Genomic DNA, 12,623 nt, shown 5'->3' on the forward strand with positions numbered 1-12,623 from the left:
CTTACTATGCTGATTAAGATATATCCCGAAAATCCGAATCCGAAAGCTATAGCCCAGGTGGTGGAGGTACTCCGCAAGGGCGGTATCATCATCTATCCTACCGATACCGTGTACGGACTGGGCTGCGACATTACGAATCAAAGGGCTATAGAAAAGATTTGCCGGATCAGGGGAATCAAACCTGAGAAGGCAAACTTCTCGTTTATTTGCTCCGACCTGAGCCATATCTCTGATTATATCAAACCGATCGATACGACGGTATTCCGGCTGCTGAAGAAAGCGCTTCCGGGGCCTTTTACGTTCATTTTGAACGCCAACAACAACGTTCCTAAATTACTGAGTTCTAACAAAAAAACAGTTGGTATCCGTGTGCCCGACAATGAGATAGCCCGGGAAATCGTGCGTCAGCTGGGAAACCCGATCCTCTCCACCTCCATTCACGATGAAGACGAGGTGATCGAGTATTCGACCGACCCCGAACTGATTCATGAAAAATATGAAGAGCGCGTTGATATGGTCATAGATGGCGGCTATGGCGGCAATCAGGCTTCTACGGTGGTTGATTGCACAGAGGGCGACTTCGAGATCATCCGTGAAGGTAAAGGGGATCTGGAAGCCTTTATTTGAAGGCTTTCATAAATTCCCTTACGCTTCCTCGTACATTGCTGTGTTCAAGCGCCTTTACAAATGCACTGCCAATGATTGCGCCGCTGGCATAACTACAGGCCTTTGCGAAAGTATGTTTATTACTGATCCCGAAACCGATCATGAGCGGATTTTGCAGGTTCATGGCCTTTATTCTTGAAAAATAAGCTTCCGTTGCCTCAGAAACTTCCAGGTTTTGTCCGGTAGTGGCAGACGACGACAGCAGGTAAATAAATCCTTTACTCAATCCGTCAATTTTACGGATCCGCTCTTCAGAAGTCTGCGGTGTGATCAGAAAGATATTACATAGATCGTTCTTCTCAAACACCGGCGCATATAGTTCTTCATACTCGGCCATAGGCAGATCGGGCACGATACAGCCATCTACACCGACTTCTTTACATGAGGCACAAAAATTCTCGACGCCATACTGCAGCATCGGGTTTACGTAGCCCATGAGCAGCACGGGAATGGATACACGCTGACGCAGATCTTTCAACTGTTCGAACAGTCTGCGTAAGTCCATACCATTATGCAGCGCCACCTTGCTGCTTGCCTGTATGGTCGGACCATCGGCTACGGGATCTGAATAAGGAAAACCTATTTCAAGCAGGTCTGCGCCCGATTTTTCGAGTTCTTCGGCAATAGTTAGGGTATCGCCCAGACCAGGGTAACCAGCTGTATAATATATAGAAAGGATGTCTTTTTTTGTTTCAAAAAGGGCTTTTATTCTGTTCATATCAAGTTAAAATATTTCATATAAGTGTCCATGTCTTTATCGCCGCGGCCCGACAGACATATCACGACATTCTCTTTTCCTGTAAATTCCATCTTTTCGAGGTATGCCAAAGCGTGTGAGCTCTCGATTGCTGGAATGATGCCTTCCATCTTGGTAAGCAGCAGGCCTGCCTGAAGCGCCTCATCGTCGGTAATAGACACATACTTGCCCCGGCCTGTCTTAAATAAATGCGCGTGCTGTGGACCAATTCCCGGATAGTCGAGCCCCGCAGAAACGGAATGCGGCTCTACCACCTGTCCGTCGTGCGTCTGCATCAGAATACTGCGGCTTCCATGCAGTACCCCTTCTTTACCCAGCGTAGTGGTAGCTGCAGAAAAGCCGCTGTCGACCCCCTTGCCTGCTGCCTCTACCGCGATGAGCTTTACATTTTCGTCGTTTATAAAGTGGTAGAACATACCCAGCGCATTGCTGCCACCGCCAACGCAGGCCAATACATAATCAGGCTGATCGCTGCCTGTGTGCTCCAGAAGCTGTTTTTTTGTCTCTTCAGATATAATGGATTGAAACAAGGCTACCATATCCGGATAAGGGTGCGGTCCGACTACGGACCCGATAATATAATGCGTATCTACCGGATTATTGATCCAGTCGCGCATGGCCTCGTTTGTCGCATCTTTTAAGGTTTTGCTGCCCGATGTTGCAGGGACAACCTTCGCGCCCAGCATTTTCATACGCGCAACATTGGGTGCCTGGCGCTTAATGTCGACTTCGCCCATATACACCACACATTCCAGGCCCCGCAGCGCACAGACCGTAGCCGTTGCCACACCGTGCTGACCAGCGCCGGTTTCTGCAATGATGCGTTTCTTGCCCAGTCGCTCAGCCAACAGGATCTGCCCTATGGTATTATTGATTTTATGTGCGCCGGTGTGGTTTAAATCTTCCCGTTTGAGAAAGATATTCGCATTGTACTTTTCCGACAAGCGTTTGGCCAGGTACAGCGGCGAGGGCCTGCCTACATAGTCTCTCAGCAGTTGTTGAAACTCCCGCTGGAAATCCGTATCGTTGATGATATTCAGATAATTCTGCCGCAGCTCCTCCACATTCGGATAAAGCATTTCAGGGATGTAGGCACCACCAAAATCTCCGTAATACCCTTTTTCGTTCACAAAATAGCTCATAATCGTATTTTAAATGCTTTAAGTTGTTCAATATCTTTTAACCCGGGACTAAGCTCAAAGCGGCTGTTTACATCGATGGCATAACAGCGCGGATCGCTTACCTGCTGGAGCTCCTCCAGACTCTCGAGGCCGATACCCCCGCTCAGGAAATAAGGTTTATCAACTTTATAACCCTCAAGCAGCTTCCAGTCGAAACGTTTGCCCGAGCCACCATGACCGGCCGTCTGCGTGTCGAACAGGAAATAATCGACCGCATCTGCATAATCATCCAGCACACTAAAATCAAATTGCTCGTCTATTCCAAAAGCCTTGATCAGTTCGGTACGGGCCGGAATGATTGTCCTGAGCGCCTTGCAGTACTCGGGTGTTTCTGATCCATGCAGTTGAATGGCATCCAATTCATATTTAGCTTCAATTTCCGACACACGAATTCCTTTTTCGTCGACAAACACGCCCGTCTTTTTTATAGCTGGAGGTAGCGACCTTACAACCTCTACGGGGATTTCTCCGGCATAACGCTTAGAGCCGGTATAAAATATGAAACCCATATAATCGGGCTGAAGTTCAGCCAGCTTGCCGATATTCTCAGGCTCGCGCATGCCGCATACTTTTAGTTTCATTTTGCTCAATTTGCAATAAGTGCTTTAAAACAATTCAGTGCGCGCTTGCTTAAAAGGGACTCTTCGGCCTCGTAAAAGCAGTCGGCAAATGACTTATTGCCGTGGATCGTTTGCAAAGCCAGCGCGGCATTACATAAAACGACATTTTGCTGTGCATCGGTACCTTCACCGTTTAAGACATCCATAAATATCTTAGCAGAAGATTCAACTGTATCCCCGCCTTTGATCTGCCCTTCGCTGACTTCCTCAAAACCCAGGTCAGCGATCCGCACCAGGGCCTCGCCTGCTTTGCTGAAAACCTTCACATCGCAGGTCATAGACACCTCGTCAAAACCATCAACCGCATGCAGGATGGTATAGTTCTTATCTGTTTCCTGATACAGGTAGGCGTACAGTCGTGCCAGCTCCAGGCTGAATACCCCTACAATCTGGTTTTTTGGCTGGGCGGGGTTGACCATCGGTCCCAGCATATTAAAGAAGGTCTTTACCCCCAGTTCGCGTCTGATCGGCGCGACGATCTTCATAGCCGGATTGAACAGCGGTGCATGCAAGAAACAAATACCTGCTTTGTCCAGACTACTCTTTAGTTTATCCTGATCGCCGGTAAAGGTATAACCCAGGTATTCCATGACATTAGAAGAGCCGCATCCGGATGATACGCCATAGTTACCATGCTTGGCCACTTTATTTCCTGTGCCGGCAACCACAAAAGATGCGAGGGTAGAAATATTAAAGGTGTCTTTTCCATCGCCCCCGGTACCGCATAGGTCGACCAGCTCAAAATCAGATAAATCTACTTTAACGCACAGATCGAGCATTGCATCGCGGAAACCCTGAAGTTCAGCCACGGTGATATTCCGCATACCGTAGGCTGTGATGAAGGCCGCGATCTGCGAGTTGTTAAACTCCCCTAAGGCTATCGAAGTCAGTATTTTCTGGGCTTCCGGGCGACTGAAAGTCTTGTTCTCGAATAAGTGATTTAGAATTTTCTTCATAACAAAAAAGGTTGCCTTATAGCAACCCTCCAATTTTTTTATATAAAATAAAACGAACAATATCGGGTCACACTACGCTTTTGCGTTGTGCCACCACCAAATGTTATGTCCGTTTGTTGTAATCATCTATCGCAAAGATGGGTTTGTTTTGTTAAAAGCCAAAATTTTTTACAAACTATTATTTGATCAGTGCATTCTTCTCTTTTGTGAAATGCTTAAATACCAATCCATCGGCCACACCGGGCAACAGTTTATTAAGCCATACCGTTAATTTGCCCTGACGGGTCATGACCAGGGTGCGTTTCCGCGCAGCTATCCCCTCGGCAATCCGGTGGGCAACTTCTTCGGCACTCATCATTTTTTCTTCTTCCATACTGGTTTCCCCGTGTGCCGCACCATCTTTAGCAAGTGCTGCTACACGAATGTTAGAAGCCGTAAACCCCGGGCAAGCCACCATGACATGTACTCCGCTGTGCAGTAATTCCGTCCGCAGCGATTCCATAAATCCATTCATGGCAAACTTGGAGGCAGAATATCCTGTGCGACCAGGCAAACCCCTATAACCTGCAATGGAAGAAACCCCCACTACGGTCCCCTTGCTCTTCAGCAATTCTGGCAGGGCATATTTTGTGCAGTATACCGTTCCCCAGAAGTTCACATCCATCAGGTTTTTGAGCACGGAGAGGTCGGTCTCGTTAAACAAGGCCCGCATGGATAAGCCCGCATTATTCAGCAGAATATCGACGCCCCCAAAGGTATCTATAGCCTGCGCGATAACCGCACGGCAGTCTTCCTCGCGACTCACATCGGCCTGCACTGCCAGCGCCTTGATGTCGTATGCCTTTTGCAGTTGGGCCGTAATTTCACATAAGGTGACATATTGCCGTGCAGCAAGCACGAGGTTGGCTCCCCGCCTGGCAAACTCCTCGGCACAAGCTTTCCCGATGCCCGAGGAAGCGCCGGTAATGACAACGACTTTATCTCTGAAATTCATGTGCTATTTTATGATTGAGCTTTCGTAAGGAACTCTGGTTATAATGGACCTTCCAAGGGTGATTTCATCGGCATACTCCAGTTCACCCCCAAAGGCAATGCCGCGTGCAATGGTGGTGATCGGTATCTGAAAATCTTTGAGACGTTTATAGAGGTAAAATAATGTCGTATCACCCTCCATGGTGGCGCTCAGTGCCAGAATGACCTCCTTTACCTGCGTGGTGGCAACCCGCTGCACCAGACTGTCGATATACAGATCTGAGGGACCGATCCCGTCCATCGGCGATATTAACCCACCAAGCACATGATATACACCGAAGTACTGAGCGGTATTTTCAATAGCCATCACATCACGCGTATCTTCCACCACGCAAATGATCTCCTTATCGCGTTTTGCTGAGGCACAGATCTCACAAACCTGCTGATCAGCTATGTTGTGACAGATACTGCAGTTCTTAATTTCGTTCTTCAGCTTAATGATCGAGTTACCAAACCGCATCACTTCTGCCTGTTCGCGGCCCAGCAAATGCAGCACCAGCCGCAATGCAGTTTTTTGTCCGACCCCAGGAAGTTTGGCAAATTCAGCTACAGTGTCTTCGAGCAGCTTTGAAGAAAAGTTCATACCACAAACTTAGGGAAAAACTACTCAAGTAAAACAGCTTTTTATTACATTTAGCGCTCAACCAGAGGTATTATGAGTCCAGCTATTCTCCTGTCTTTCTTAATCGGCTATTTCCTGCTGCTCATTGTGGTCGCGTTTGTGACATCAAAAAAGTCGTCGGACAATGCGGCTTTTTTTATTGCCAACAGGAACTCTAAATGGTACCTGGTAGCCTTTGGTATGATTGGTACAGCGCTCTCTGGCGTAACCTTTATTTCCGTTCCCGGTGAAGTCGGTGCACCGGCGGGGAATCAGTTCCAGTATTTCCAGTTTATACTGGGCAATGCTGTCGGTTTCATTATCATCGCGACGGTATTACTCCCATTATATTACCGGATGCGGCTCACGTCGATTTACGGCTACATTGAGCAGCGCCTTGGCTTTTACAGTTATAAATCTGCCGCATTTATTTTCCTGGTAAGTCGGACGATCGGATCGGCTTTTCGCCTGTACCTGGTTGTTATTGTGCTTCAGCGATTTATATTTGACAGTTATGGCATCCCGTTTTGGGTAACCGTGCTCATCTCCCTGCTCCTGATCTGGTCGTACACCTTTAAAGGTGGCCTTAAAACCATCATCATTACCGATACGCTTCAGACCTTCTTTCTGGTCACCTCGGTATTCCTGACCATTTATTTCATTTGCAGCAGTCTGGGACTCAGCGTACCTGAAGCGTTTGAAACGATAAAAAACAGCGGCTATTCGAAGATTTTCTTTTTTGAGGACTTCAGCACCAGCGGCTTCCATTTCAGCAAAGCCTTTATCGGCGGGGTATTTGTTACCATCGCTATGACAGGGCTCGATCAGGATCTGATGCAAAAAAACCTGAGTATGGCTACGATCAAGGAGGCGCAGAAGAATATGTTTACATTTACCGGGATATTTGTGGTCCTCAACATTTTTTTCCTGAGCGTAGGGGCATTGCTTTATGTATATGCGGCTAAAAATGGCATTGAGATCCCGCTTGACCATGTAACCGGCAAGCCGCGCACAGACTTTCTGTTCCCGGAGATTGCCCTGAATCATCTGACCATGGTGCCCGCTATTATCTTTATGCTTGGTTTGACGGCGGCGACTTTTGCGACGACTGATTCGGCACTAACGGCACTGACTACCTCGTTTTGTGTAGACTTCCTGAATATGGATAAGGCTAAAGATGTAAACTCAAAATCGGCCGTAAACAAAAGACACGTGGTGCATGTTGTATTTTCGCTGCTGATGTTCCTGGTGATTATTGTATTCAACTCGATTAACGATCAGTCGGTAGTAGCCGGAATTTTCCGTGTGGCGTCGTATACGTACGGACCGCTCCTGGGTCTTTACAGCTTTGGCTTGTTTGTGAGAAACCGGGGCGTGAATGACAAACTTGTGCCGCTGATCTGCCTGTTGTCGCCCGCCCTGTGCTATGTGCTGAACGATCATTCGGCCAGCCTGCTGGGCGGGTATAAATTTAGTGTTGAACTGATCCTGGTAAACGGGCTGATCACCTTCGCGGGACTATTGCTGATCAGCCATAAAACGACGCAGCAAACTAAATTTTAGATAGGATGAGCTTTTAAAACAATCAAAGATACAGATGACGAGCGAAGAGAAAATAAGAAGTGCTTTCGAAAATAAGGACTGGCAGGAAATTAAAGTAACCGATTCCTGGCAGATCTTTAAAGTTATGGCAGAGTTCGTGGATGGCTTTGAAAAACTGGCGAAGATTGGCCCGTGTGTCTCTATTTTTGGATCTGCGCGAACAGCGGAAACCAATCCGTATTACGAAATTGCCGTGGAATGCGGACGGCTGCTTACTGAGCGGGGTTACGGGGTGATTACGGGGGGCGGACCAGGTATTATGGAAGCCGGAAATAAGGGTGCTCACATGAACGGGGGCAAATCGGTAGGCCTGAACATCGAACTGCCTTTTGAGCAGTTTCACAACAAATACATCGACCATAACAAGCTTCTGGAGTTTGACTACTTTTTTGTCAGGAAGGTCATGTTCATGAAATATTCGCAGGGCTTCATTGTACTGCCGGGCGGTATGGGCACGATGGACGAACTTTTTGAGGCGATCACTTTGATACAAACCGAAAAGATTGCCCGTTTTCCGATTGTGCTGATAGGCAAAGACTACTGGGGCGGGCTCATCGACTGGATTAAAAATACCATGCTCAAAAAGGAACATAATATCCATGAGGAAGATTTAAACCTGTTTAGACTGGTAGATACGGCCGAAGAAGCCACGGAACATATTTTCCGCTTCTACGACAAGTATGTACTTAAACCGAACTTCTAGGAGGATCTAAAGCTGTGTAACGCCGCCCGAGACAACGAGTTTCATGGCATCTGCTGCGCTCATGTTGAGCGGTTTAATGCGCTCGTGTTTTACCACGTACACCTGACCGGCAAAAGAATAGGAGAACGGAAAATAGACCACAGATTCGCCAGGCAAGTCTATCCGGGTAAGGTCTGACTGTGTAAGAAAACCAATGCGCTTCATCTCGCCTTCTACCTCAACCAGTACCGGGTTGTTGAACTTCTTCTCATCACCAACGAAAGCCTCGGTAAGGTCTTTTATGGAAGAATAGATGAATTTAAGAACCGGAAGCCGGTCGAGCGCCTTCTGGAACCAGTTGTACATGGGTTCGGTAACAAAATAAGTTACGAATATACCGGCAAGAACGATGAGTGAGATCACTAGCGCCAAACCCAGACCAGGGATGTTCCTGCTCTCCCCGGTTTGCGGATCTACACCTAGTATATTATTGATGTTTAACCAGCTGTCTACCGTTGTAACTGCGCCTACAACGATAAAAATACTGATGGCTATAGGTAATACAATCAGGAGGCCTTTAATAAAGTAGTTAAGCAACGCCCTGCCAATTCTGTTCATACTGCAAACTTAGACAAAATTTAATCGTAAAAATACACCCGTTTAACCCTTTGGGAGATATTGGTGAGTATTTCGTAGGGGATGGTATCAATTTGTCTGGCAAGTTCGGCAATGGTTAGCGTACCATTGAAGACAATGACTTCATCGCCGGTTTTTACATCCAAACCGGTGACGTCGAGCATACACATATCCATACAGATAACCCCTACCGTTGGTACAAGCTTATTGTTGACCAGCATACGCCCTACCCCGTTGCCAAACCTGCGGCTGTAGCCATCCGCATAACCAATCTTTACCGTGGCAATTGTTCCCCCATCTTTAAGCATGCCCTTTCTGCTATAACCTACCGTCTCGTTAGGCTTGATATGCTTGAGCTGCGTAATGGTCGTTTTTAGCACGGCCACGGTTTGCAGTCCGCGATTATGCGGAACGCCGGCGTCAAATCCGTACAGACCGATACCCAGCCTCACCATATCCAGTTGCGCATCGGGATGCCGCGACACACCAGAGGTATTGGCGATATGCCGGATAAAACCATAGCCTAGTTCATTGCTGATCTGATCGGCCATTGCCGTAAATCTCGCCAGCTGATGTGCGGTAAATTCGTCATGTTGAGCGTCGTCGCTCGCCACAAGATGAGAGAACACGGAGACAACTTTGACTTTGGGTATTTCTTTAAGTATGGCGAAGAGCTCCGGCAGATCGGGCTCCTCGAAACCAAGCCGGTGCATTCCTGTATCCATCTTCAGGTGCATCGGATAATCGCGTACATGATCTTCCAGCGCACCGGCGAACTGCCTGAGAATATCGGCATTGTATATTTCAGGCTCTAGCTTGTTTTTAACAATAGCCTCAAAACCTGAAGGCTCCGGGCTCATTACCATAATGGGCATGGTTATGCCTGCCTTTCGCAACGAAACGCCTTCATCGGTATAAGCCACAGCTAAATAATTGACCTTATGGTACTGCAAGAGGTTGGCAATTTCAAAACTGCCGCTGCCATAAGAGAAAGCCTTAACCATGGCCATTACCTTAACCCCGGGTTTAAGTTTGTTGCGGTAAAACTGCAGGTTGCTGGCCAAGGCGCTAAGGTCGATTTCCAAAACGGTATCGTGTATCTTTTGAGTCAGGAGTTTACTGATCCGTTCAAACTCAAACTTACGTGCGCCTTTTACAAGTATGGTTTCATTGTTAAAGTGCAATGCAGGCAGGTTATCGATCAGGTCCTGCGTACTGTCAAAGAAGACAGCTTCCATGTCAAAGAATTCTTTGGCAGCGCTGATATGTGGCCCCACGCCGATAAGCCTGTTAAGTTCCTTTTGCTTCACCAACGCGGCAATTTCGCGGTACAGCACTTCGTCAGTCTTGCCCGTCTCAACGAGATCTGACAAGATCAGCGTACGCACGGGATGCTGGTTCTGAAGGTTCAGAAAATCGAGGGCGATGGCCAGAGAAGACACATCGGCACTGTAAGAGTCGTCGATAATAGAGCAATGGTTGATCCCCGTTTTCAGCTCCAGTCGCATGCCCACCAGCGCAAGTTTCTCGAGACGAAGGTCGGCCTCTTTAGGATCGTAGCCCAGCGCCAGCAAGGTTGCCCAGCAGATGATCCCGTTTTCCAACGAAGCCTTGTCGCGAAAAGGGATCAGGCATTCAATCTCCACGCCTTTGTAGCGGCCACGCACATAAGTCCGCCCCTCAATAGGCTCTACAAAAAGAATCTCCAGGTCCGCTTTCTGGCGATAGCTCCAGGAGAACTTCTTGTCGCCCGGCAGTTCTGCCTCGCTTACATCCTCAATATGTTCAGGGCAGTATATAAAAACCTTGGATTTGCTAAACAGCTTGAGCTTCTCGAGTAGTTTTTCCCTTTTGGACAAAAAACCTTCGGCATGTGCCTCGCCTATATTGGTGAGTACACCGATGGTGGGCGCAATGATGTCGGCAAGGCTGTCCATTTCGCCCGCTTTTGAAATGCCTGCTTCAAATATGCCCAGGTTATGCTCCGTCCCTATTTGCCATACCGAAAGCGGCACACCGATCTGAGAATTAAAACTCTTGGGACTGCGTACTATGGTATAATCGGCCGCGAGTAACTGATACAGCCATTCTTTTACGATGGTTTTGCCGTTGCTGCCGGTAATGGCCAGCACCTCCAAGTCATATTGTGCCCTGTTATATTTACCCAGAGCCTGCAAGGCCTCCAGCGTATCGGCTACCAGCAATACGTTTGCGTCGGCAAAGGCCGACAAATACTGTTCATCACTTATTACAAAATTCCGGATACCCTCGTTGTAAGCATCCTGCATGAATTCATGACCGTCGCGTTTACCTTTGATAGCGAAAAAGAGTGATTCTTCCGGATCGATGATACTCCGGCTATCGATGACAAGTCTGCTTATTCCAGCATCAAAACGTTCATTAAATGACCTTGGCGATAAGATGCGGGCAATTTGTTTTATACGATAAAGGGCATGGCTCATGAAGCCAAAACTAGCAATTTAAAACTGTATATCCGTAAACCACTTCTTGTAGATGGTCTGGTAAGTCCCGTTCTGCCGAAGCAGGTTGAGCGCGTCGTTAAACTCATCTTTCAGTTGCACGTCACCCTTGCGCATGGCGATGGCGTAGTGTGAATCTGTTTCGGGCAGATACATACCCACCTTCAAACGTTTGTTCTTCTGGAGAAAGCCACCGGCTATAGGCGAATCGTCGATAAGTAAGTCTATTTTACCAGCCTGGAGCTTGCGGTAAAGCTCTTTGTTGGTTTCCGCATGCACCATATTATTGGATGGAAAGTTGGTATGCACGTATTTCTCTGCTTCTGTGGCTTCACGGATACCGATGGTTTTATTGCGCAGGTCGTTTACACTCCTTATTTCGTCTTCCTGGTTCACCACCGCACAAAGACGGAAGTGCAGGTATGGATTGGTAAATTCAAGGATATGCAGTCGCGACTCAGTAACGGTTACCGCAGAACAAATAAGGTCAAGTTCCCCCTTAAACAGCTTTTCGAGTATGGTTTGCCAGAGCGAAACTTCATAAACTACCTCAATGTTGAGCTGTTCTGTTATGGCTTTCATCAAATCCACCTCAAAACCTTCAAATTTTTCTGAATTATAGTCAGAATGCATCGGAAAAGGAGCTGCAGAATCTAATCCGACCTTGAGTATTTTTTTTTGCGCCATGATAATACGAGACTTTTAAGGCCTTGATGCAACAAAAGTATATATTTTAGGCATTTTTTACAGCATTTGAGCACCAAATGAAGCACAAAAACCAAATTTAAGGTTTTTTGACATGCATTTACCGACCGATTGGTTTAATGAATACTTTTGCTTGAGATGGAAGAAGAAAGAAAGAAACCTAAGCTAAGTAAGACGGCGGCCCTGGCGAAAGCGGAACATTATTGTGCCTACCAGGAACGCTCTCAGCAGGAAGTGCGCGACAAATTATACGAATGGGGTTTGTATCCTACGGAGGTGGAGGAACTCATTTCTGATCTTATTCAAACCAACTTCCTGAGTGAGGAGCGTTTTACCCAAGCTTATGTATCGGGCAAGCTCAGGATAAAGAAATGGGGGAAGATTAAAATTAAGCAAGGCCTGAAAATTAAGCGGGTTCCGGAGAAGATGATTCAAAATGCACTAAAAGCAATTGATATGGACGAATATATGGCCATCATATTGGAAGTAGCCAACAAAAAAAACGCACAAATAAGCGAAAAGGATCCCTTTAAACGCAGATTTAAACTCGTAAATTACCTTGCCGGCCGGGGCTTTGAAAATAATTTAATTTTAGATGTACTGAAAAACAATAACTTACCATAAACGCATATATTTTTTCTAAAAAATAACTTGACAGCAATATAAAACTGTTTATATTTGCATTCCCAAACGGGACGAACGGTA

Annotated in this window: 13 protein-coding genes; 4 read left to right on the top strand and 9 right to left on the bottom strand. The window is 46.9% G+C overall.

The genetic code is table 11. From position 1 onward, the window contains the following. The first annotated feature begins 6 nt into the window (after positions 1-6). Entirely contained in the window at positions 7-627 is a 621-nt protein-coding gene (locus tag QEP07_RS04715; RefSeq protein WP_256004886.1) for an L-threonylcarbamoyladenylate synthase, read from the top strand. Here the strand turns inward: QEP07_RS04715 and trpA are convergent. The 6 genes from trpA to recR all read right to left on the bottom strand — a co-directional run bounded on the left by trpA (position 620) and on the right by recR (position 5,795). Beyond that, positions 620-1,384, bottom strand: a complete 765-nt coding sequence (trpA, locus tag QEP07_RS04720) for a tryptophan synthase subunit alpha (protein ID WP_285008783.1) — start codon at positions 1,382-1,384, stop codon at positions 620-622. The genes QEP07_RS04715 and trpA overlap by 8 nt on opposite strands. Next, a complete protein-coding gene (trpB, locus tag QEP07_RS04725; RefSeq protein ID WP_285008784.1) occupies positions 1,381-2,565 on the bottom strand; it encodes a tryptophan synthase subunit beta in 1,185 nt (394 codons plus the stop codon). Before trpB ends, trpA begins: the two co-directional genes overlap by 4 nt. Beyond that, positions 2,562-3,185 carry a phosphoribosylanthranilate isomerase gene (locus tag QEP07_RS04730; RefSeq protein WP_285008785.1) on the bottom strand — a complete coding sequence of 208 codons (624 nt, stop codon included), beginning with the start codon at positions 3,183-3,185 and terminating at the stop codon, positions 2,562-2,564. The genes trpB and QEP07_RS04730 overlap by 4 nt, the downstream gene beginning before the upstream one ends. A 5-nt stretch (positions 3,186-3,190) precedes the next feature. Next, entirely contained in the window at positions 3,191-4,180 is a 990-nt protein-coding gene (gene trpD / locus QEP07_RS04735) for an anthranilate phosphoribosyltransferase (protein ID WP_285008786.1), read from the bottom strand. A 178-nt stretch (positions 4,181-4,358) separates the two neighbouring features. Next, the gene (locus QEP07_RS04740) at positions 4,359-5,174 is read right to left on the bottom strand and encodes an SDR family oxidoreductase (RefSeq protein WP_256004881.1); all 816 of its coding nucleotides are present in this window, start codon (positions 5,172-5,174) and stop codon (positions 4,359-4,361) included. 3 nt (positions 5,175-5,177) lie between these two features. Then, a complete protein-coding gene (gene recR / locus QEP07_RS04745; RefSeq protein WP_285008787.1) occupies positions 5,178-5,795 on the bottom strand; it encodes a recombination mediator RecR in 618 nt (205 codons plus the stop codon). A gap of 72 nt (positions 5,796-5,867) precedes the next feature. Between recR and QEP07_RS04750 the strand changes: the two genes are divergently transcribed. Both QEP07_RS04750 and QEP07_RS04755 read left to right on the top strand, forming a co-directional pair. Further along, positions 5,868-7,376 (top strand): sodium:solute symporter, encoded by a 1,509-nt coding sequence (locus QEP07_RS04750; RefSeq protein ID WP_285008788.1) that lies wholly within the window; start codon positions 5,868-5,870, stop codon positions 7,374-7,376. Positions 7,377-7,410: 34 nt separating this feature from the next. Further along, positions 7,411-8,118 carry an LOG family protein gene (locus QEP07_RS04755; protein WP_256004878.1) on the top strand — a complete coding sequence of 236 codons (708 nt, stop codon included), beginning with the start codon at positions 7,411-7,413 and terminating at the stop codon, positions 8,116-8,118. A gap of 6 nt (positions 8,119-8,124) precedes the next feature. Here the strand turns inward: QEP07_RS04755 and QEP07_RS04760 are convergent, their stop codons facing one another. Genes QEP07_RS04760 through QEP07_RS04770 form a run of 3 tightly spaced genes read right to left on the bottom strand, consistent with a single transcriptional unit; the run spans position 8,125 to position 11,900 of the window. Continuing rightward, positions 8,125-8,715 carry a DUF502 domain-containing protein gene (locus QEP07_RS04760; RefSeq protein WP_285008789.1) on the bottom strand — a complete coding sequence of 197 codons (591 nt, stop codon included), beginning with the start codon at positions 8,713-8,715 and terminating at the stop codon, positions 8,125-8,127. 20 nt (positions 8,716-8,735) lie between these two features. After that, positions 8,736-11,195, bottom strand: a complete 2,460-nt coding sequence (locus tag QEP07_RS04765) for a bifunctional UDP-N-acetylmuramoyl-tripeptide:D-alanyl-D-alanine ligase/alanine racemase (protein ID WP_285008790.1) — start codon at positions 11,193-11,195, stop codon at positions 8,736-8,738. A gap of 18 nt (positions 11,196-11,213) precedes the next feature. Continuing rightward, positions 11,214-11,900 carry a substrate-binding periplasmic protein gene (locus QEP07_RS04770; protein WP_285008791.1) on the bottom strand — a complete coding sequence of 229 codons (687 nt, stop codon included), beginning with the start codon at positions 11,898-11,900 and terminating at the stop codon, positions 11,214-11,216. A gap of 156 nt (positions 11,901-12,056) precedes the next feature. Here QEP07_RS04770 and QEP07_RS04775 point away from each other — a divergent pair, with 156 nt between their 5' ends. Continuing rightward, positions 12,057-12,542 carry a regulatory protein RecX gene (locus tag QEP07_RS04775; protein ID WP_285008792.1) on the top strand — a complete coding sequence of 162 codons (486 nt, stop codon included), beginning with the start codon at positions 12,057-12,059 and terminating at the stop codon, positions 12,540-12,542. The last annotated feature ends 81 nt before the right edge of the window (positions 12,543-12,623 follow it).

It is taken from the genome of Pedobacter faecalis, from assembly GCF_030182585.1.
GTDB lineage: Bacteria > Bacteroidota > Bacteroidia > Sphingobacteriales > Sphingobacteriaceae > Pedobacter > Pedobacter faecalis.

Bases quoted from the DNA above. Each gene is read 5' to 3' on its own strand.
- QEP07_RS04730 (WP_285008785.1), bottom strand. From the start codon at position 3,185: ATGAAACTAAAAGTATGCGGCATGCGCGAGCCTGAGAATATCGGCAAG.
- recR (WP_285008787.1), bottom strand. From the start codon at position 5,795: ATGAACTTTTCTTCAAAGCTGCTCGAAGACACTGTAGCTGAATTTGCC.
- trpB (WP_285008784.1), bottom strand. From the start codon at position 2,565: ATGAGCTATTTTGTGAACGAAAAAGGGTATTACGGAGATTTTGGTGGT.
- QEP07_RS04760 (WP_285008789.1), bottom strand. From the start codon at position 8,715: ATGAACAGAATTGGCAGGGCGTTGCTTAACTACTTTATTAAAGGCCTC.
- trpD (WP_285008786.1), bottom strand. From the start codon at position 4,180: ATGAAGAAAATTCTAAATCACTTATTCGAGAACAAGACTTTCAGTCGC.
- QEP07_RS04755 (WP_256004878.1), top strand. From the start codon at position 7,411: ATGACGAGCGAAGAGAAAATAAGAAGTGCTTTCGAAAATAAGGACTGG.
- QEP07_RS04775 (WP_285008792.1), top strand. From the start codon at position 12,057: ATGGAAGAAGAAAGAAAGAAACCTAAGCTAAGTAAGACGGCGGCCCTG.
- QEP07_RS04750 (WP_285008788.1), top strand. From the start codon at position 5,868: ATGAGTCCAGCTATTCTCCTGTCTTTCTTAATCGGCTATTTCCTGCTG.
- QEP07_RS04765 (WP_285008790.1), bottom strand. From the start codon at position 11,195: ATGAGCCATGCCCTTTATCGTATAAAACAAATTGCCCGCATCTTATCG.
- QEP07_RS04770 (WP_285008791.1), bottom strand. From the start codon at position 11,900: ATGGCGCAAAAAAAAATACTCAAGGTCGGATTAGATTCTGCAGCTCCT.
- trpA (WP_285008783.1), bottom strand. From the start codon at position 1,384: ATGAACAGAATAAAAGCCCTTTTTGAAACAAAAAAAGACATCCTTTCT.
- QEP07_RS04715 (WP_256004886.1), top strand. From the start codon at position 7: ATGCTGATTAAGATATATCCCGAAAATCCGAATCCGAAAGCTATAGCC.
- QEP07_RS04740 (WP_256004881.1), bottom strand. From the start codon at position 5,174: ATGAATTTCAGAGATAAAGTCGTTGTCATTACCGGCGCTTCCTCGGGC.